This is a genomic window from Vibrio sp. TRT 29B02 (assembly GCF_050113655.1).
Classification (GTDB): domain Bacteria; phylum Pseudomonadota; class Gammaproteobacteria; order Enterobacterales; family Vibrionaceae; genus Vibrio.
Window position 1 is genome coordinate 1 of sequence record NZ_JBNJOJ010000052.1, and the last position, 19,082, is coordinate 19,082.

Annotated in this window: 21 protein-coding genes; 18 read left to right on the forward strand and 3 right to left on the reverse strand. The window is 45.0% G+C overall.

Going from position 1 to position 19,082, the window contains the following annotated elements:
* Nucleotides 1-624: 624 nt before the first annotated feature.
* A complete protein-coding gene (gene queG / locus ACQEXT_RS20825; RefSeq protein ID WP_426953388.1) occupies nucleotides 625-1,737 on the reverse strand; it encodes a tRNA epoxyqueuosine(34) reductase QueG in 1,113 nt (370 codons plus the stop codon).
* A gap of 199 nt (nucleotides 1,738-1,936) precedes the next feature.
* Here queG and tsaE point away from each other — a divergent pair, with 199 nt between their 5' ends.
* The 9 genes from tsaE to ACQEXT_RS20870 all read left to right on the forward strand — a co-directional run bounded on the left by tsaE (nucleotide 1,937) and on the right by ACQEXT_RS20870 (nucleotide 11,279).
* Entirely contained in the window at nucleotides 1,937-2,401 is a 465-nt protein-coding gene (gene tsaE / locus ACQEXT_RS20830) for a tRNA (adenosine(37)-N6)-threonylcarbamoyltransferase complex ATPase subunit type 1 TsaE (RefSeq protein WP_331427794.1), read from the forward strand.
* Complete coding sequence (locus ACQEXT_RS20835) at nucleotides 2,395-4,119, forward strand: LysM peptidoglycan-binding domain-containing protein (RefSeq protein ID WP_426953390.1); 1,725 nt, start codon at nucleotides 2,395-2,397, stop codon at nucleotides 4,117-4,119. Before tsaE ends, ACQEXT_RS20835 begins: the two co-directional genes overlap by 7 nt.
* 16 nt (nucleotides 4,120-4,135) lie before the next feature.
* Entirely contained in the window at nucleotides 4,136-6,076 is a 1,941-nt protein-coding gene (mutL, locus tag ACQEXT_RS20840; RefSeq protein WP_426953391.1) for a DNA mismatch repair endonuclease MutL, read from the forward strand.
* A gap of 2 nt (nucleotides 6,077-6,078) precedes the next feature.
* On the forward strand, nucleotides 6,079-7,029 hold the full coding sequence (gene miaA, locus ACQEXT_RS20845) for a tRNA (adenosine(37)-N6)-dimethylallyltransferase MiaA (RefSeq protein ID WP_426953392.1): 951 nt from the start codon (nucleotides 6,079-6,081) through the stop codon (nucleotides 7,027-7,029).
* A gap of 189 nt (nucleotides 7,030-7,218) precedes the next feature.
* Entirely contained in the window at nucleotides 7,219-7,485 is a 267-nt protein-coding gene (gene hfq / locus ACQEXT_RS20850; protein ID WP_138971627.1) for an RNA chaperone Hfq, read from the forward strand.
* A gap of 40 nt (nucleotides 7,486-7,525) precedes the next feature.
* Entirely contained in the window at nucleotides 7,526-8,815 is a 1,290-nt protein-coding gene (gene hflX, locus ACQEXT_RS20855; protein WP_138971628.1) for a ribosome rescue GTPase HflX, read from the forward strand.
* Between the two features lie 45 nt (nucleotides 8,816-8,860).
* Nucleotides 8,861-10,048 carry an FtsH protease activity modulator HflK gene (hflK, locus tag ACQEXT_RS20860; protein ID WP_269378534.1) on the forward strand — a complete coding sequence of 396 codons (1,188 nt, stop codon included), beginning with the start codon at nucleotides 8,861-8,863 and terminating at the stop codon, nucleotides 10,046-10,048.
* Nucleotides 10,049-10,050: 2 nt separating this feature from the next.
* A complete protein-coding gene (gene hflC / locus ACQEXT_RS20865) occupies nucleotides 10,051-11,028 on the forward strand; it encodes a protease modulator HflC (protein ID WP_331418401.1) in 978 nt (325 codons plus the stop codon).
* Nucleotides 11,029-11,090: 62 nt separating this feature from the next.
* The gene (locus ACQEXT_RS20870; protein WP_138971639.1) at nucleotides 11,091-11,279 is read left to right on the forward strand and encodes a DUF2065 domain-containing protein; all 189 of its coding nucleotides are present in this window, start codon (nucleotides 11,091-11,093) and stop codon (nucleotides 11,277-11,279) included.
* On the opposite strand, the gene ACQEXT_RS20875 is transcribed toward ACQEXT_RS20870, so the two are convergent.
* Nucleotides 11,273-11,500, reverse strand: a complete 228-nt coding sequence (locus tag ACQEXT_RS20875) for a SlyX family protein (protein WP_269378536.1) — start codon at nucleotides 11,498-11,500, stop codon at nucleotides 11,273-11,275. The two genes, ACQEXT_RS20870 and ACQEXT_RS20875, sit on opposite strands and share 7 nt — an antisense overlap.
* 2 nt (nucleotides 11,501-11,502) lie before the next feature.
* Nucleotides 11,503-12,483 carry a WD40 repeat domain-containing protein gene (locus ACQEXT_RS20880; RefSeq protein WP_426953393.1) on the reverse strand — a complete coding sequence of 327 codons (981 nt, stop codon included), beginning with the start codon at nucleotides 12,481-12,483 and terminating at the stop codon, nucleotides 11,503-11,505.
* A 136-nt stretch (nucleotides 12,484-12,619) separates the two neighbouring features.
* Between ACQEXT_RS20880 and fkpA the strand changes: the two genes are divergently transcribed.
* The 9 genes from fkpA to ACQEXT_RS20925 form a co-directional block, all read left to right on the forward strand.
* Nucleotides 12,620-13,408, forward strand: coding sequence for an FKBP-type peptidyl-prolyl cis-trans isomerase (fkpA, locus tag ACQEXT_RS20885; RefSeq protein WP_331418403.1), 789 nt, complete (start codon nucleotides 12,620-12,622; stop codon nucleotides 13,406-13,408).
* Between the two features lie 188 nt (nucleotides 13,409-13,596).
* Entirely contained in the window at nucleotides 13,597-14,319 is a 723-nt protein-coding gene (locus ACQEXT_RS20890) for a helix-turn-helix transcriptional regulator (RefSeq protein WP_138971634.1), read from the forward strand.
* Complete coding sequence (tusD, locus tag ACQEXT_RS20895; protein WP_426953394.1) at nucleotides 14,316-14,711, forward strand: sulfurtransferase complex subunit TusD; 396 nt, start codon at nucleotides 14,316-14,318, stop codon at nucleotides 14,709-14,711. Before ACQEXT_RS20890 ends, tusD begins: the two co-directional genes overlap by 4 nt.
* Entirely contained in the window at nucleotides 14,708-15,064 is a 357-nt protein-coding gene (gene tusC / locus ACQEXT_RS20900) for a sulfurtransferase complex subunit TusC (protein WP_426953395.1), read from the forward strand. Before tusD ends, tusC begins: the two co-directional genes overlap by 4 nt.
* Nucleotides 15,065-15,077: 13 nt before the next feature.
* Nucleotides 15,078-15,353: a sulfurtransferase complex subunit TusB gene (gene tusB, locus ACQEXT_RS20905; protein WP_426953396.1), complete on the forward strand. Its 276-nt coding sequence runs from the start codon at nucleotides 15,078-15,080 to the stop codon at nucleotides 15,351-15,353.
* Nucleotides 15,354-15,542: 189 nt separating this feature from the next.
* On the forward strand, nucleotides 15,543-15,917 hold the full coding sequence (gene rpsL, locus ACQEXT_RS20910) for a 30S ribosomal protein S12 (RefSeq protein WP_004399892.1): 375 nt from the start codon (nucleotides 15,543-15,545) through the stop codon (nucleotides 15,915-15,917).
* 100 nt (nucleotides 15,918-16,017) lie between these two features.
* Entirely contained in the window at nucleotides 16,018-16,488 is a 471-nt protein-coding gene (gene rpsG / locus ACQEXT_RS20915) for a 30S ribosomal protein S7 (protein WP_045957025.1), read from the forward strand.
* Nucleotides 16,489-16,642: 154 nt separating this feature from the next.
* Nucleotides 16,643-18,742, forward strand: a complete 2,100-nt coding sequence (gene fusA, locus ACQEXT_RS20920; RefSeq protein ID WP_331427789.1) for an elongation factor G — start codon at nucleotides 16,643-16,645, stop codon at nucleotides 18,740-18,742.
* 155 nt (nucleotides 18,743-18,897) lie between these two features.
* Nucleotides 18,898-19,082 (forward strand): GTP-binding protein (locus tag ACQEXT_RS20925; protein WP_232425018.1); only part of this gene is annotated, 185 nt, incomplete at its 3' end.

The window sequence follows — 19,082 nt, forward strand, 5'->3', positions numbered from 1 at the left end:
GACACTAGCTCAGTTGGTAGAGCGCAACCTTGCCAAGGTTGAGGTCACGAGTTCGAACCTCGTGTGTCGCTCCAAATCTCCTTCAAATGACAAGCTCGTTTGAATAGACCTTTAAGGTCACCGCTCTTTAGCTAATGCTGCGAAGCATGAACCCCAAAATTGTAAAAAGTCCTCCTAGTACTAGGTGGGCGTTTTTATGCCTCAACGAAAAATCTCAGCATACCTATGCTCAGGGAATCACTATAGCAAACACCATGTGGGCTAGGTCTCTACGCATTCGTCAACAGAGTTATCCACAGTTTTGCCAATGTGGATAAGTTGGTGGGTAACCTGATTTTTCACTATGTATAAAGCTTGACTAAAACGATCTTTTTGATTAAAGAGGATTCATTAAATGGATAATCTCTTTAGTAACTCATTGTTTTTAAAGTGATAAATGATAATTTCCGTGATTTAACTGAAGTGAGAAATAGATCATTAAGTCACTATTTTTTGATCCCAGTCATTTCCATACAATGTGATTAACTTCTTCACTTGTAAGAAAATGAGCATTCTCTCTTGGTTTTTTCCACATTTCATTTTTTAGAGCTAAATCAAGTTCTGAACCGTCATGCTCGGCAAGCATTATGCATCTCTAGGCAATCCTTTCTCTACAATTCGAATTAGTCTAGCCAATTTATTGGATGCTGATGGAAGTTGCGATTGTTGCTGAGCTAATGCCCAGTGGATATGCGTATCTAAAACGTCGCTCAAGCCGATACGCTGCTGGAGAGCGTCGACAATTGCTAACGAATAAGGCGCATTACCCATTGCGATAGAGAGATTACGCATCCATTGAAGGTGACCAATACGGCGGATTGCGGAACCTTCCATATTTTTGAGAAAGGTTGCCTCATCCCAAAGAAAGAGCTCCGTTAGGTCTGCTTTTTTTAATGCCTCTCTACGATGAAAGTCTTCCTGATGAGTGACTTCAGCGAATCGGTTCCAAGGACAGACCAATTGACAGTCATCACAGCCGTAAACTCTATTTCCCATCGCCTGACGAAATTCTTCCGGAATCACACCATCGTATTCGATCGTGAGATATGAAATGCAGCGTCGAGCATCGACAATGCCGTCGTCGATAATGGCTTGTGTCGGGCATGAGGCAATGCAGGACTGACACTTGCCACATTGTTCAGTACTAGGTTGATCAACGGGCAGTGGCAAGTCGATGAGTAACTCTCCAAGAAAGAACCATGAGCCACAATCTTTATCTAGGATGAGGGAATGCTTACCTGTCCAACCTAATCCGGCTTTTTGCGCCAAGGGCCTTTCGAGTATTGGGGCGGAGTCAACGAATGGGCGATAGCCGAACTGACCCACTTCTTGCTCTATTTTTTGGCCTAGTTTTTTAAGCTGGTTGCGGATAAGTTTGTGGTAGTCACGTCCAAGAGCATAACGACTGACATAAGCTTGTGTTGGATCGGATAAGTTTGATGCAAATTGCGCTTCAGGAGGGAGATAGTCCATTCTGACGGAGATAACACGAATTGTGCCAGGCAAGAGTTCGCTTGGGCGTGCTCTCATCATGCCGTGACGCGCCATCCAGTCCATTTCACCGTGATAACCAGCATCTAACCATTTTTGTAGCGCCGCTTCATGCTCGGACAGATCGACGTCGCAGATCCCTACTTTTTGGAAACCGAGTTCTTGGCCCCAACTTTTGATCTTGTCTGCGAGCGCTTGGTAGTTCATGCTGGTGTGTTCCTGATTAAGGGGGCAGGATCTTAACGGATCTTATATTTAGGATCTAGCTGGTAAAAAAAGAAAAACGGCAAGAAATCGCTGATTTTTCGTTTTACTTACACAAGAGCTCTTGTCTCTCAAATCCAACCCAGTTTACTATTCCTGTTATTTTAGATTTTATATAGTCACAGCGTAGAGATTGATCTTGATGACCACCAAACAATTTGCCCTTACAGATGAACAGGCCACGATTCAATTAGGTACCGCACTGGCACAGTTGTGTTCTCAGCAAACCACTATTTATCTGCATGGTGATTTGGGGGCAGGCAAAACAACCTTTAGTCGTGGTTTTGTGCGTGCGCTGGGTCATCAGGGGAATGTAAAAAGCCCTACCTATACCTTGGTTGAGCCTTACCAGCTTGATCAGTGGCAAGTTTATCATTTTGATCTTTATCGCCTAGCTGATCCTGAAGAACTTGAGTTCATGGGGATCCGTGATTATTTCACCCCTGATGCTATCTGTCTTGTGGAATGGCCAGAAAAAGGACAAGGTTTGTTGCCTGCTGCCGATCTTGATATTGATCTTCGTTACGATGGTGAGGCACGAGTCGTTCAACTCACGGCAAATAATCCCTATGGAAGTCACTTATTAGAACAGTTGGAGTTATGTTGAAGAGCCGTTTATTAAGAGCTGTATTTTTTCCATTTTTTGTTGCTCTTACTCTTTTCTCCGGTTTTAGTTTCGCGAATGCTCTTGAGGGCATTCGCGTTTGGCCATCTCCAGATGAAACAAGAGTTGTTATAGATTTAAAATCTGAAGCTGACTTCAGTTACTTTACCCTTTCCAGCCCTGAGCGGTTAGTAGTGGACCTCAAGCAGACCACGCTGAGTACTAAGCTACCACTGACGATTTCTGATAGTCCGGTACTGAAAAAAATACGCCAAAGCTCCCCTCCAGAAAAAGGCACCTACCGTTTAGTGTTTGAACTAAAGCGTAAAGTGAATCCCCAGTTGTTTAAGCTGGCACCGACACCCGGTGGGCAGTATGGTCATCGCTTAGTGATTGATATGCCACATGACAGTTCTGGCGCGTCAGCACCTGCAACGACACCAACCAACAGCAAAACGACGGTCAGCCGAGATGCGTCTCAGCTGCATGGCACGGCCGACATTGTGGTTGCTATTGATGCGGGTCACGGTGGTGAAGACCCAGGCTCGATTGGTCCAACAAAAAAATATGAGAAACACGCGACTCTAGCCGTTTCGAAGAAGGTGGCTGCGCAAATCAATGCTGTTCCAGGTATGAAGGCGGTGCTAACTCGTGGGGGGGATTACTACGTCAATTTGAATAAGCGTTCGGAGATTGCACGTAAAAATAAAGCGCACCTCTTAGTGTCAATTCACGCCGATGCATTTCATACTCCTCAACCTAGAGGTGGCTCAGTCTTTGTTCTGAATACACGCCGTGCAAACTCGGAAATTGCTCGTTGGGTAGAGAATCATGAGGAACAGTCACAACTGCTTGGTGGCGCTGGTGAAGTACTGGCTAAGAATAATAATGATAAGAATGTCAGTCAGACGCTACTGGATTTGCAATTTAGCCATTCTCAGAAAGAGGGCTTTAAGGTAGCCACTAAGATTCTGAGTGAAATGAGCCGTTCGGGGATCTATCTACATAAGAAAGACCCAGTTAATGCGAGTCTTGCGGTATTAAAATCACCAGACATCCCTTCTGTACTGGTTGAGACAGGATTTATTTCTAACCCAACAGAAGAAAAACTCCTCTTTCAACGCAGTCATCAGGATAAGTTAGCTCAAGCTTTAGCGAAGGCGATAGTCCAGTATTTTGAAGCTAATCCGCCGGAAGGCACTCTGTTTGCAAACCGTGGGAAAGCGATCAAGCATAAAGTGTCTCGTGGTGAGTCATTGTCTGTTATCGCCAACAAGTATGGCACCTCAACTCAGGCGATCATGCAGGCGAATAAGCTCAAGAGCAGTAGCTTAGCGATTGGACAAATCCTGACGATTCCTGGAGCTAGTACATCGATTACCGTACCAGAGATTAAGAATCCTATTGAGACTAAAACACTGACACACGTTGTTCAGCGTGGTGAGTATCTAGGTAAAATTGCCACCAAATACAAGGTGTCGGTTGATGCGATTAAGCGAGAGAATAGTCTCAAATCAGACACGCTTAAGTTGGGTCAAAAACTCAAGATCACAGTGAGCTTGAAAGATCAGCCACTGCGTAAGCACACGGTTAAACGTGGTGAGTTCCTTGGTAAGATTGCCAGCAATTATGGTGTGAGTGTTGCCAGTCTTCGCGAAGCGAACAACTTACGCTCTGATCAACTCGCGGTGGGTCAGGTACTCATTATCCCACGCAACTAAAGATTAAGTAGCCAATATGACGATTAGAATTCTTCCAGCTCGTTTAGCGAACCAGATAGCAGCTGGTGAGGTGGTAGAAAGACCAGCTTCCGTGGTCAAGGAGCTGGTTGAAAATAGCTTAGATTCAGGCGCTACACGCATCGATATCGATATCGAAAAAGGCGGAGCTAAGCTGATTCGTGTTCGTGATAATGGTAAAGGAATTGTCAAAGAGGAACTCGGTCTTGCTTTAAGTCGACATGCGACTTCCAAGATCCATACCCTTGACGATCTTGAAGCGATCATCAGTCTAGGGTTTCGCGGTGAGGCTTTGGCTAGTATCAGCTCTGTCGCACGTCTAACTCTGACCTCTCGTCCAGCCACTCAGGAGCAAGCTTGGGCTGCATACAGTGAGGGGCGAGATATGCAAGTGAAGCTTCAGCCTGCAGCTCATCCGATTGGTACCTCGGTTGAAGTGCTGGATCTTTTCTTCAATACTCCGGCTAGACGTAAATTCCTTCGTACTGAAAAAACCGAATTTACGCATATTGATGAGTTACTTAAACGCATAGCGTTAAGTCGATTCGACGTTACGATCAACCTCAGACATAACGGTAAACTGGTCAAACAGTACCGAGCTGCGAAGACAGAAGCGCAGGCAGAGAAGCGCATAGCGGCAGTTTGTGGCAATAGTTTTGTACGCAATATGCTTAAGATAGAGCTTGAGCATCAAGGACTGAAACTGCATGGTTGGATAACCACCCCTGAAGGTGCAAGGCAGCAAAGCGATCTACAGTATTGCTATGTAAATGGGCGGATGATGAGAGACAAGTTGATCAATCATGCTATCCGTCAGAGTTATGAAACCAGCCTGCGACCAGATCAGTTTGCAACTTACGTTCTGTTTATTGAACTCGATCCGCATCAAGTTGATGTCAATGTGCACCCAGCAAAGCATGAAGTACGTTTTCATCAAGCTCGTTTAGTGCACGATTTTATCTATCAGGCTCTAAGTGATGCGCTGGCACAAAGTGCGTACATCGACAAGCCTCAGCATACAGCGTCCGCATTTCATTCTGAATCTGAACAAGCTCCTGCATCGCTAAGTGAATTGTCGGAGGCTACAGGGGTATCGCAACAAGAGTATCAGGCGATTGAAGCTATTCCTTCGTATCCTGGCAAGGCGGACTATCAAAGCCACCGAGATTCGTTACGTGAATCGCCACCCCGCAATGAGTGGCATGAGTCCAGAGCGGAGCCAAAACCTCGAGTTACCGAGCGATACAGTGAGCCCGCGCCTAGCAGGCAAGAAGTGAAGGCGTATCAAGAGTTATTGAAGACTCCAGAGTTCCACTCAGCACATACGCAGAATCAAACGTCAATTCAGAATCATACTGAACCAATGAGTGGTGATACGGTCGAAACACTGGGCAAAGCGATCTCTATTGCGCAAGGTCGTTATCTGGTCATGGGAGATAAGTCTGGAACTTGCTTGGTGAACTTAGCAAAAGCGGAATGGCTTCGTATTAATGGTCAATTGTCGACGCTCCATGGTGCGTTGAAAAGCCAACCTTTACTCGTTCCACTGTCGCTAAAGTTGGATCCAGAGCTTTTGCAGGTGGCAGAGCGTCTGGACTCGGTACTTAAAAAGTTTGGAATTGAGCTTAAGACACGCAGCAATAAAGCGCTCATGGTGATGGGAGTACCTCAACCATTAAGGCAACAAAACTTACAACAACTGGTTCCAGATCTGCTATCTTACGCCGCTTCGTATGTCGCGACATCGAATTCGCTCAGCGATCCTCAGATCGCAAGTTGGTTAAGTGATCGCATTACTCAAGTGAAAAGCGACTACACTTTGTCGGAAGCCATTCAGATCATCGCTGATCTCGAACAGCTATGGCAAGATCGGCTTCCATTGGGTGACAAGACGTTTGTTAGACCCGTTGATTTTTCTGCAACGATTGCAGCATTTTAGATATGAATAACAGTGAATTACCGTTGGCTCTGTTTTTGATGGGGCCAACCGCATCAGGCAAGACTGATCTCGCAATACGTTTGCGAAAAAAATTTCCAGTAGAGATCATTTCTGTTGATTCAGCTTTGATCTATAAAGGTATGGATATTGGCACGGCAAAACCGGATGCCAATGAACAGCAGCAAGCACCACATCGTTTGATTGATATTTTAGATCCAAGTGAATCGTATTCAGCGGCGGATTTTCGCCGAGATGCATTAAACGAAATGAACGATATTGTAGAACAAGGCAAGATCCCACTCTTAGTGGGCGGCACTATGTTGTACTACAAAGCGTTGTTGGAAGGTTTATCGCCTCTGCCTGCTGCCAATCCTGAAATCCGTCAGCAGATTGAGCAAGAAGCATTGGCTCAAGGTTGGGATAAGCTTCACTCTCAACTGAGAGAGATTGATCCTGTCTCAGCTGAGCGAATCCACCCGAATGATCCACAAAGGTTATCAAGGGCATTGGAAGTTTATCGAATTTCAGGTAAAACTCTAACTGAGCTGACTCAAACCAAAGGTGATAGCCTGCCGTTTAGAGTTAAACAGTTTGCAATAGCTCCCAAGGAAAGGGCTGAACTCCATCGTCGGATAGAGCTTCGCTATGAAAAAATGATTGAAGCAGGGTTTGAAGAAGAGATGAGAGCTTTATATGCTCGCCAAGATCTTCATCCTGATCTTCCGTCAATTCGTTGCGTTGGTTACAGACAGATGTGGGACTATTTGGATGGGAATTGCACGTTAGATGACGCCATCTTTAAGGGCGTATGTGCAACCCGCCAGTTGGCCAAGCGACAGATTACCTGGTTACGCAGCTGGGATAGTTTAACTTGGTTAGATAGTGAAAACATTGAACAAGCACTAGAAACTGTTTCAAATGCAATAGCATCTGAAGGTTTTAGCTGTGTATAATGTGATCGCTTTTGCGTGAATTTACCCTGTAAAGGATCTGTTACTTGAAATTTCGGTCTAAAGCCGTCATAACAGGTAGCGACAGGGTGTTATTTTATTCGTTTAGCTCAGAGCAAAGGTCGCATATTTTAATGCAGCGCACCACTAGCTAAATAACTAAAACAAAATTACAAAATAAGGAAAATAAAAATGGCTAAGGGGCAATCTCTACAAGACCCATTCTTAAATGCATTACGTCGTGAACGTATTCCTGTATCAATCTACCTTGTAAACGGAATTAAACTGCAAGGTCAGATCGAATCATTTGATCAATTTGTTATCTTGCTGAAAAACACAGTTAACCAAATGGTGTACAAGCACGCAATTTCTACGGTAGTTCCTGCTCGTCCAGTGAGCCACCATAGTGGTGAGCCGCGCCCACAAGGTGATCGTCAGCAAGACAAATCAGAAGATTAATTCTCTGAATTACCCAATTAGTTTTTAAGGAGTTGATTGCTTGTTTGACCGTTATGAAGCCGGTGAGCGAGCCGTACTTGTTCATGTCAACTTCACGCAAGAAGGGGAGTGGGAAGATCTCAGTGAGTTTGAGATGCTGGTCTCTTCAGCTGGCGTATCTGCGTTACAAGTTGTAACAGGCAGTCGTCAGTCACCACACCCTAAATACTATGTCGGAGAGGGTAAGGCTCAGGAGATTGCACAAGCGGTGCAGCTTTCTGATGCTGATATTGTGATTTTTAATCACGCCCTCTCTCCTGCCCAAGAACGTAACCTAGAAGCGTTGTGTAAATGTCGAGTTTTGGATCGCACTGGTTTGATCCTAGATATTTTTGCTCAACGTGCCCGCACCCACGAAGGTAAGCTTCAAGTTGAACTTGCACAGCTACGCCATATCTCTACTCGATTGATTCGTGGTTGGACACACCTTGAAAGACAAAAAGGTGGTATTGGTTTACGTGGACCAGGTGAAACTCAGTTAGAAACTGACCGACGTTTATTGCGTGTTCGTATTAAGACCATACTTCGCCGTTTAGAAAAAGTGGCGAAGCAACGTGAGCAAGGTCGCCGAGCTAGAAATCGAGCGGAAATCCCGACTGTCTCTTTGGTGGGGTATACCAACGCAGGTAAATCTACTTTATTTAACCGAATTACCTCAGCGGGTGTTTACGCGGCAGATCAGTTATTTGCCACACTTGACCCCACGTTACGTAAAATTGAGTTAAATGATGTTGGTCCAGCGATTTTGGCGGATACCGTAGGTTTTATTCGTCATCTTCCGCATGATCTTGTTGCTGCCTTTAAAGCAACACTGCAAGAAACTCAAGAAGCTGACATTTTGTTACATGTTGTTGATGCCAGCGATGACCGTTTTCGTGAGAATATTCAAGCTGTTCATATAGTGTTAGAAGAAATTGATGCCCATGAGGTGCCATCTCTTCTGGTGATGAACAAAATTGATAATCTCGAAGACCAGAAACCAAGAATCGAACGTGATGAAGAGGGTGTACCTCGCGCCGTTTGGGTTTCGGCAATGGAAGGCATCGGTATTGAACTGCTGTTTGAGGCGTTGAAAGAGCGTCTTGCTAGCCAGATGGTTCAATATCAATTGCGAATTCCGCCACAACACCAAGGGCGAATTCGTAGTACATTCTTCCAAATGAAATGTATTCAACGAGAAGAATATGATCAGGATGGTGACTTGTTGATTGATGTTCGCATGCAACAGGTGGATTGGTCTAGACTTGAAAAAAGAGAAGGGGCAGTTTTACGTGACTTTATAGTTACTTAAATGACTGCTACAGTATAACGTCATATCTAATGATGGAGCTTTCTAATGGCGTGGAATGAGCCTGGTAATAATAACGGCAACAATGGCCGCGATAATGACCCTTGGGGGAATAATAATCGTGGTAACAAAGGTGGCCGTGATCAAGGACCGCCAGACTTAGACGAAGTATTTAATAAACTGAGTCAGAAACTGGGTGGAAAGTTTGGTGGTAAAGGTGGTAAAGGTTCGTCTATCGGTGGCGGCGGTGCACTAGGTTTTGGTGTCATTGCTATCATTGCGATAGCAATTTGGTTCTTTGCTGGCTTTTACACCATTGGTGAAGCTGAGCGTGGTGTTGTGCTACGTCTAGGTAAGTATGACCGTGTGGTCGATCCAGGCTTGAACTGGCGCCCTCGCTTTATTGATGAGTATGAAGCGGTCAACGTACAGGCAATTCGTTCATTACGTTCATCTGGTCTAATGCTGACCAAAGATGAAAACGTTGTGACGGTTGCAATGGACGTTCAGTACCGTGTAGCTGACCCATACAAGTATCTATACCGCGTGACAAACGCAGATGATAGCTTACGCCAAGCTACAGATTCTGCTCTACGTGCGGTTGTTGGTGACGCATTGATGGATAGTATCCTGACAAGTGGTCGTCAGCAGATTCGTCAAAGCACACAGGAAACGTTGAATTCGATTATCGATAGCTACGATATGGGTGTGGTTCTAGTTGACGTCAACTTCCAGTCAGCTCGTCCGCCAGAGCAAGTAAAAGACGCTTTTGATGATGCAATTGCGGCTCGAGAAGATGAAGAGCGTTTTGAACGTGAAGCAGAAGCTTACCGCAACGATATCTTGCCGAAAGCGACGGGTCGTGCAGAACGTTTGAAGAAAGAGGCACTAGGTTACTCTGAGCGTGTTGTTAACGAAGCGCTAGGTCAGGTTGCTCAGTTTGAGAAACTGCTACCTGAATACCAAGCAGCACCAGAAGTTACTCGTAACCGTCTGTATCTAGATACAATGGAAGAAGTTTACAGCAGTACTTCTAAGGTTCTGATTGATTCTGAATCAAGCGGTAACTTACTGTACTTGCCGATCGATAAGTTAGCAGGTGAAGCTCAAACTCAAACCAACCGTAAGGTGAAGGAAACTTCAGCTTATGACCAGATTGAGCTTGAATCTCAGCAATCCGATAGCACTTCAGACTCTCAATCTCGTTCAACTGGTTCACGTCAAGGGAGATATTAAGAATGCGTAAGTTAATGATCCCTGTATTAGTTGTAACAATTGCTCTACTACTGATGTCAGTATTTGTGATTCAAGAGGGTGAACGTGGTTTGGTTATTCGATTTGGTCGTGTTTTAGATGACAACGGCGTATCGAAAATTTACGAGCCTGGCCTCCATTTTAAGATGCCACTGTTTGACCGTGTTAAAACGTTAGACGCTCGTATCCAAACAATGGATGGTCGTTCAGATCGCTTCGTAACGTCAGAGAAAAAAGACGTTATCATTGATACCTACGTGAAGTGGCGTATTGAAGATTTCGGTCGTTTTTATCTAACAACGGGTGGCGGTAACGTATTGACTGCTGAAGCACTTTTAGAGCGTAAAGTAACAGACGTACTTCGTTCTGAGATTGGTGCTCGCGAAATCAAGCAAATTGTATCGGGTCCACGTAATAACGACGTGTTACCAGACAGTGCTGATAGCGAAGAAGTGACGACTGAAGCTGCAAAAGAAGCGTTAGAGATTGATGGTGAGCGCGACAAGATCATGGCCAATGTACTGGAAGGTACTCGTGATAGTGCACTGACTGACCTTGGTGTTGAGATTGTTGATTTCCGTATGAAGAAAATCAACCTACCTGACAACATCAGTGATTCAATCTACAAACGTATGCGTGCAGAACGTGAGTCGGTTGCTCGTAAGCACCGTTCTCAAGGTCGTGAGCGTGCGGAGGTTATCCGCGCTCAGGCTGAGCTAGAAGTCGCAACCGTTCTTGCTGAAGCCGATAAAACAGCGCGTGTTACACGCGGTGAAGCCGATGCGAAAGCCGCGAAAATTTACTCTAGTGCGTACAATAAAGATCCTGAGTTCTACAGCTTCTTACGCTCACTGAAGGCTTATGAGAAATCGTTCAGTGAGAAGAGTGATATTCTGGTATTGGATCCTAAGAGTGAATTCTTCCAATACATGAATAATGCTGCTGGCGCACCGTCAAAGTAAGATTCATTAAGTAACAAAAAGGCTCCGATATACGGAGCCTTTATTTTTTCATGAGGACAATGATGTCGAATGCACTCTGGTTAGCTTTTGGTTTAGTCTTGATTGTCGAAGGCTTAGGCCCGTTATTCGCACCAAAAGGATGGCGAAACATGGTCGCTCAATTGAGTGAACAACCCGATCATCAATTGCGTAGAATTGGGGGCTGTTTAGTGGTTGCTGGAGCCGTGATCGCCTACGTCTTTTCTCAATAATGAGGTGGTGGCGTCTCTTGTGAAGGATCGGCAAGATTTGAAGAATCGATATTCTTCACTTTTCCTACCACATACTTCATTTGATCTTGCATCTTGGTTATCAGCAATTGTTGCTGACTCAAGGCATCGTTAAGTTCTTCGATCGTTTGTTCTTGAAACGCCAACTGACACTCTAAGTCGTTGACGCGGCTTTCTAGCTGTTCAACTCGCTGCTCTGTCATCACTAATAATCCACATTCCAAGCTTGGGCAATACCAGCCGAGGTTCCCGAAATAACACGGTTCTGGCTGTCAAAGGCAGCATCATACACCACTGCGCGGGGAGGGCGAGTATCTTTTAGTGGTTCCGCTTCAAATCCATCGACCCGTTTGCCACTTTGTGTACTCCATATCATGATTCTACTCGAAGGCGTTCCGGTCACAAGATACTGACCATCATCGGAAAATCGAGCAGAAGAAAAGATAAGTTGTCGGGAGAAGCTACTTAGAGAAGAGAGCGCCTTTCCTGTGCTGAGATCCCATACAATCGCCTGATTGCCGCCATCAGAAGTAAATGCATAATGACCATCTCTATGCAAAGCAACACGGTTGATTCGCTGTTCATGCTCAAATGTTTTGAGTATTTGTCCAGTCTGGGTATCCCAAAGGTAGGCTTTGTAATCATTTCCCCCAGACAATGCGAAACGTCCATTTGGCGACAAAGCGACCGAATTGACTTTTTCATTATGAGCAAGGAACTCTAATCGCCGTCCGGTGACTAAGTTGACGTAGATGGCTTTGCCATTTGATAGACCAAGCAGCACTTGATCACCATTGCTGGCGATGTCGATATCCCTAATGAGTCCATCTGAGATAGACCATAAGCCTTGCGCTTGAGTCCATGCTAAGTCCCAAACTGCAAAGTTAATTTGTGTTGCGGTAACGGCAAAGCGGCCGTTGTCTGATATTCTGATTCGAGAAACGGTACTTGATTGAGGGTCTTGTGGACCTAATGAGGCAAGCTGTTGACTTTCGCTAAGATCCCAAAGCACCAGTTGATGCTCCTTGGAATAGAGCAATGCAAAGCGTGCGTCTCGACTTAGCGCAAAACTGGTTGTTCCTTTAGGCTCAATTGTCCATCGTTGAGCGTCTTGGCTGGAGAAAAAGCAGCCATTTAACGCTGAAATGACAATGGTGATGAGTAGTGAGTTAAAAATAATACGCATTTGGTACCATTCTTCACCTAGTGTAGGTTTAAATACGACATATATTGGTTATATTGGTACAACATGTTCGTGCACACCAGTGGAAATTCCATATTTGTGCGCAAAGACAAATGGTTAGCCATTATTGGAGAAATTAATGAAATCAATTTTTAAAGTGTCACTGCTTGCCGCAACGGTTGCGTTAGCTGCTGGCTGTCAGAAAGAAGAAGAACCAAAAACAGAAGCAGCACCAGCGGTTGAGCAAGTGCAAGCTGAGACGGGCAAACTTGTTCACTTCAAAACAGAAGATGACAAAGCTGCTTACGCTATCGGCGTTTCTTTTGCTAACTACTTGAGCACGAGCCTAGACAAGCCAAGCGAAATCGGCATTACGCTGAATAAGGAGCTTGTGCTTAAAGGTATTGAGCACGTATTTGCTGGTAACCCTGAGCTAAATGAAGAAGAAACACGTGCAGCGTTAGAAGCTTTAGATAAGCGTGTTGCTGAAACAATGCAAAAGCAAGCGGCAGAAAAAGCAGCGGCAGCTAAGCAAGATGGTGACGCATTCCGTGCAGAGTTTGAAAAGCAAGACGGTGTAGTGAAGACTGAATCGGGTCTGCTATACCAAGTGTTGACTCCTGCAGAAGGCGAGAAACCGGCTGATACAGATACCGTTCAGGTTCATTACAAGGGTACCCTTATCGATGGAACTCAGTTCGACAGTTCTTATGATCGTGGCGAACCTGCAACTTTCCCACTTAACCGCGTCATTCCTGGTTGGACTGAAGGTGTTCAGTTGATGTCTGTCGGCTCTAAATTTAAGTTCGTTATTCCGCCAGAATTAGCTTACGGTGAGCAAGACACGCCGACGATTCCTGCAAACTCGACGCTAGTATTTGAAGTTGAGCTACTCAAAGTAGATAACGGCGAAGAGGCGGCTCAATAGTCATTGAGTGCATGCCAATCGAAAGGTCTGACTTATGTCAGACCTTTCTTTTTTTTAACGTTTTGATAAACAGAGATGGTAATTTTTTTGTTCTAAATCACTAGATAGCCGCTTAGCTAGAGGCTCTCATCAAAATTTCTGATAAACTTACATCAATTTGTTGATTTATCGCTCTAAGGCTTAAAAAAGTGACAACTACAGAAACAGTAAACACGGATATGTTGCTCGAAATGGAATCTGTGAATGTGATGCCATTTAGTGAGCACGATAAGATCATTCTCAGATCATACGAAGCTGTTGTTGATGGAATTGCGAGCCTGATTGGCCCGTTTTGTGAAATTGTTCTTCACTCACTTGAAGATTTAAATACATCCGCGATCAAGATTGCCAACGGTGAAAACACTGGTCGTCAAGTGGGTTCACCGATTACAGACTTAGCGCTTAAAATGCTTCGAGATATAGAAGGTTCTGAGCGCAACTTCTCTCGTTCTTACTTCACACGAGCTAAGGGTGGAGTATTGATGAAGTCAATCACAGTGGCTATTCGCAATGGTGAGAATCGAGTAATTGGTCTTTTGTGTGTCAACGTTAACCTTGACGCGCCTTTCTCTCAGGTTCTTCAATCATTCATGCCAACGGAAGAAGCGAAACAAGCTGCGTCATCGGTGAACTTTGCTAGTGATGTTGAAGAGCTGGTCGACCAAACTGTTGAGCGTACTATTGAAGAAATCAATGCGGATAAGTCGGTTTCGAACAACACCAAAAATCGTCAGATAGTGATGGAACTATACGACAAAGGTATTTTTGACATTAAAGATGCAATCAACCGAGTTGCTGATCGTCTCAATATATCTAAGCATACGGTTTACCTATACATTCGTCAGCGTAAGACTGAGGATGAAGAAAGGTGAACCGCTTGACTTATACGCTGGTGGTTAATGGTTCCGTCTACGGTAGCCAATCAGCGCGTAGTGCTTATCAATTTGCTCAAGCCGTTATCGAACAGGGACACACTCTGGTTAGCGTATTCTTCTATCAAGATGGCGTAAATAACGGCAGTGCGTTAACCGTGCCTGCCAATGATGAGTTTGACTTAGTCAAAGCATGGCAGAGTCTAGCGAATCAGCATAGCGTGCGCCTCGAAACCTGCGTTGCGGCTGCGTTGCGGCGTGGAGTAGTGAGTCAGGATGAAGCGAATCAGCATGGCTTATCTCAAAGTAACTTAGCGCAAGGTTTCCAGCAGGCAGGGTTAGGTAGCTTGGCAGAAGCCATGTTAGTTCAAGATAGAGTAGTGCAGTTTTGAGTCAGTTAACTTATTTATTTCGTAGTGCGCCTCACGGTAGCTCCGCTGGTCGCGAAGGCGTTGATGCGTTACTTGCTGCGTCAGCGTATTGCGAAGACATCAGTGTTATTTTCAGTGGTGATGGGGTTTATCAGCTACTTCAAGGACAGCAGACGAGCGATATTCTTAGCAAGGACTACGCACCTATGCTAAAGCTGTTTGACCTCTACGACATAGAGCAAGTTTATGTGTGTGAGTCGTCATTGGCCGAGCGTGGATTGCTTCAAGCAGATCTCGTCTTGGATGCTCAAAAGCTATCGCAAAGTGAGCTCGCTGCCCAGCTTCACCAAGCCGGTAAGATCCTGACATTTTAGGTAGTGGTATTACATGCTCCATATCGTTAAAACCATTCAGGCAATTGAAGAGGCAGTAAAGGTCTATACCCAAGGTGACCAGCTACTGCTAATCGAAGATGCCGTATACAGTGCCAATCCACAGCACAAAACCTATCCTCTTATTCAAGGGTTGAATATCGCTGTATTAAAAGCGGACGTTGATGCGCGTGGAATCACCAACCGTATCAGCCCATCGGTACTCTTGGTTGACTATAGCGGGTTCGTCAATTTGACCGTTGAGTCCACTAATTCGATAACTTGGCAATAACCAAATCATTCTCAGTCAAAAGTGTCGCTGTGCTTTTACACATCGTAGGTAGAAGTTGAGCAAAAAAGATCCGTATATTTCTTGACACACCTCTCACTGCTGAATAGAATTTTGCGTCCCTAACTACCACTAGTGGTTAGGGATAGATTTTTCACAAAGCTTACTTTCAAGTAAATCAGGAGCTAGTTAATGGCAACTATTAACCAGTTGGTACGTAAGCCTCGTGCAAAGCAAGTTGTTAAAAGCAACGTGCCTGCACTAGAAGCGTGCCCACAAAAACGTGGTGTATGTACTCGTGTTTACACTACTACACCTAAAAAACCTAACTCAGCACTTCGTAAAGTTTGTCGTGTACGTCTGACAAATGGTTTCGAAGTAACTTCGTACATCGGCGGTGAAGGCCACAACCTTCAAGAGCACTCAGTTGTTCTAATCCGTGGTGGTCGTGTTAAAGACCTTCCAGGTGTGCGTTACCACACTGTTCGCGGCGCACTAGACTGTGCTGGCGTAAATGACCGTAAACAAGGTCGTTCTAAGTACGGTGTGAAGCGTCCTAAGTCTTAATGGAATCCGTTAAGTAAGGCCAAACACTAAATTATTTTTAATTTTTTGAAAAAACTGAAAAGTTTTGGATAAAACCTGAAGAAGACAACGGAGAAAATCCATGCCACGTCGTCGCGTCATTGGTCAGCGTAAGATCCTTCCAGATCCAAAGTTCAAATCTGAACTGCTGGCAAAATTCGTTAACATCCTAATGGTTGACGGTAAAAAATCTACTGCAGAGAAAATTGTTTACACTGCACTAGACACTATGGCTGAGAAATCTGGTAAAGATCACTTAGCTGTATTTGAAGAAGCTCTTGAAAATGTTCGCCCAGCGGTAGAAGTTAAATCTCGCCGTGTAGGTGGTTCAACTTACCAAGTACCTGTAGAAGTACGTCCGGTTCGCCGTAACGCACTTGCTATGCGTTGGTTGGTTGAAGCTGCGCGTAAGCGTGGTGAAAAATCTATGGCTCAACGCCTAGCTGCTGAAATGCTAGACGCGTCTGAGAACAAAGGTACTGCGGTTAAGAAACGTGAAGACGTTCACCGCATGGCTGACGCAAACAAAGCGTTCGCACATTACCGTTGGTAATACCTTTCAGCGCCGCGGGACTCCCCGCGGCTCTACTCTAGTTCCTATGCGCAAGCTTAGGAACTATTGCTATATCTAGGGCAAGCAAAAAGCACCAAAAACAGGCTAAATTAACTAGAGATAGCAATAGTCCCTAATTCAAGAGGATTCAATCGTGGCTCGTAAAACACCTATCGAGCGCTACCGTAATATTGGTATCGTCGCTCACGTAGACGCAGGTAAAACAACCACAAGTGAACGTATTCTGTTCTACACAGGTCTTTCTCATAAAATCGGTGAAGTGCACGATGGCGCTGCTACCATGGACTGGATGGAGCAGGAGCAAGAGCGTGGTATCACAATTACCTCAGCTGCGACTACAACTTTCTGGCGTGGTATGGAAGCGCAATTCCAAGACCACCGCATCAACATTATCGATACTCCTGGACACGTAGATTTCACTATCGAAGTAGAGCGTTCATTACGCGTACTTGATGGTGCTGTTGTTGTGTTCTGTGGTTCATCTGGTGTTGAACCTCAATCTGAAACTGTATGGCGTCAAGCTGACAAGTACCACGTTCCACGTATGGTATTTGTTAACAAGATGGACCGTGCAGGTGCTGACTTCTTACGTGTTATTGATCAAATCAAAAACCGTCTTGGTGCGAACCCTGTTCCAATCCAGCTTAACGTTGGTTCGGAAGAGAACTTCACAGGTGTTATCGACCTGATCAAGATGAAGATGATCAACTGGAACGAAGAAGATCAAGGTACAACCTTCACTTACGAAGAGATCCCAGCAGACATGCTAGAAATGGCAGAAGAGTGGCGCAACAACCTTGTTGAGTCGGCTGCTGAAGCGTCTGAAGAGCTGATGGATAAGTACCTTGAAGAAGGCGAACTGACTGAAGCTGAAATCAAACAAGCTCTACGTACTCGTACACTGAACAACGAAATCGTTCTTGCCACTTGTGGTAGTGCGTTCAAAAACAAAGGTGTTCAAGCAGTACTAGACGCGGTTGTTGAGTACTTACCTTCTCCGGTAGATGTTCCAGCAATCAAAGGTGTTGACGAAAACGACAATGAAGTTGAGCGTCATGCAGACGACAACGAACCGTTTGCAGCACTGGCATTTAAAATTGCGACAGATCCATTTGTTGGTACGCTAACCTTTATGCGTGTTTACTCTGGTGTCGTGAACTCAGGTGATGCGGTTTACAACTCTGTTAAGCAAAAGAAAGAACGTTTTGGTCGTATTGTACAGATGCACTCAAACAAGCGTGACGAAATTAAAGAAGTTCGCGCGGGTGACATTGCTGCCGCAATCGGTCTTAAAGACGTTACAACAGGTGATACGCTGTGTGATATTAACCACAAGGTTATTCTAGAGCGTATGGAGTTCCCTGAGCCAGTTATTCAGATCGCTGTTGAGCCACGCTCTGTAGCAGATCAAGAAAAAATGGGCATTGCTCTAGGTAAACTAGCAGCAGAAGACCCGTCATTCCGCGTCGAAACGGATGACGAAACAGGTCAAACTTTGATTTCTGGTATGGGTGAGCTTCACTTAGATATCATCGTTGACCGTATGAAACGTGAATTCAGCGTTGACTGTAATGTAGGTAAACCTCAGGTTGCTTACCGTGAGACTATCCGTGGTAGTGCGGAAGTTGAAGGTAAATTTGTACGTCAATCTGGTGGTCGTGGTCAGTACGGTCACGTATGGATCAAACTGGAGCCATCTGAACCTGGCGAAGGTTTTGTCTTTGTTGACGAAATTGTGGGTGGTGTTGTTCCTAAGGAATACATCAGCTCGGTATCGAAAGGTATCGAAGAGCAAATGAACAGTGGTGTTCTAGCGGGTTACCCAGTGCTAGATATTAAAGCAACACTATTCGATGGTTCTTACCACGATGTTGACTCTAACGAGATGGCGTTTAAGATCGCCGGCTCGATGGCATTCAAGAAAGGTGCACTAGAAGCGCAACCAGTTCTTCTTGAGCCAATGATGAATGTTGAAGTAACCACTCCAGAAGACTGGATGGGCGATGTTGTAGGTGATCTTAACCGTCGCCGTGGCATGATCGCAGGTATGGACGAGGGCGTGGCGGGTATTAAGATCATCCGTGCTCAAGTGCCTCTATCTGAGATGTTTGGCTACGCAACAGACCTACGCTCTGCAACTCAAGGCCGTGCGTCTTACTCTATGGAGTTTTACGAGTACGCTGAAGTACCGAAAAACTTTGCAGAGAAAATCATTGCAGACCGTGGTTACTAATAAATCGTCTTGAACTGAAAAAAAAGTCCAGCTTTTTTTGAAGATCAATGCGTCCAAATATTGCGCTGACTGGCGTTGGCGCATAAAATAGCAATTTCTGGCGCGTCTCGATCAATTCGGATCGTGGCGAATCATAACTAGGAAGGAACACGATCGTGTCTAAAGAAAAATTTGAACGTACTAAACCGCACGTTAACGTTGGTACTATCGGTCACGTTGACCACGGTAAAACAACTCTAACTGCTGCTATCTGTACTACTCTAGCTAAAGTGTACGGCGGTGAAGCGAAAGACTTCGCATCTATCGATAACGCTCCAGAAGAGCGTGAGCGCGGTATCAC

Coding starts and splice junctions, on each gene's coding strand:
- queG (WP_426953388.1), bottom strand. CDS start 1,737: ATGAACTACCAAGCGCTCGCAGACAAGATCAAAAGTTGGGGCCAAGAA.
- tsaE (WP_331427794.1), top strand. CDS start 1,937: ATGACCACCAAACAATTTGCCCTTACAGATGAACAGGCCACGATTCAA.
- ACQEXT_RS20835 (WP_426953390.1), top strand. CDS start 2,395: ATGTTGAAGAGCCGTTTATTAAGAGCTGTATTTTTTCCATTTTTTGTT.
- mutL (WP_426953391.1), top strand. CDS start 4,136: ATGACGATTAGAATTCTTCCAGCTCGTTTAGCGAACCAGATAGCAGCT.
- miaA (WP_426953392.1), top strand. CDS start 6,079: ATGAATAACAGTGAATTACCGTTGGCTCTGTTTTTGATGGGGCCAACC.
- hfq (WP_138971627.1), top strand. CDS start 7,219: ATGGCTAAGGGGCAATCTCTACAAGACCCATTCTTAAATGCATTACGT.
- hflK (WP_269378534.1), top strand. CDS start 8,861: ATGGCGTGGAATGAGCCTGGTAATAATAACGGCAACAATGGCCGCGAT.
- hflC (WP_331418401.1), top strand. CDS start 10,051: ATGCGTAAGTTAATGATCCCTGTATTAGTTGTAACAATTGCTCTACTA.
- ACQEXT_RS20870 (WP_138971639.1), top strand. CDS start 11,091: ATGTCGAATGCACTCTGGTTAGCTTTTGGTTTAGTCTTGATTGTCGAA.
- ACQEXT_RS20875 (WP_269378536.1), bottom strand. CDS start 11,500: ATGACAGAGCAGCGAGTTGAACAGCTAGAAAGCCGCGTCAACGACTTA.
- ACQEXT_RS20880 (WP_426953393.1), bottom strand. CDS start 12,483: ATGCGTATTATTTTTAACTCACTACTCATCACCATTGTCATTTCAGCG.
- fkpA (WP_331418403.1), top strand. CDS start 12,620: ATGAAATCAATTTTTAAAGTGTCACTGCTTGCCGCAACGGTTGCGTTA.
- tusB (WP_426953396.1), top strand. CDS start 15,078: ATGCTCCATATCGTTAAAACCATTCAGGCAATTGAAGAGGCAGTAAAG.
- rpsL (WP_004399892.1), top strand. CDS start 15,543: ATGGCAACTATTAACCAGTTGGTACGTAAGCCTCGTGCAAAGCAAGTT.
- rpsG (WP_045957025.1), top strand. CDS start 16,018: ATGCCACGTCGTCGCGTCATTGGTCAGCGTAAGATCCTTCCAGATCCA.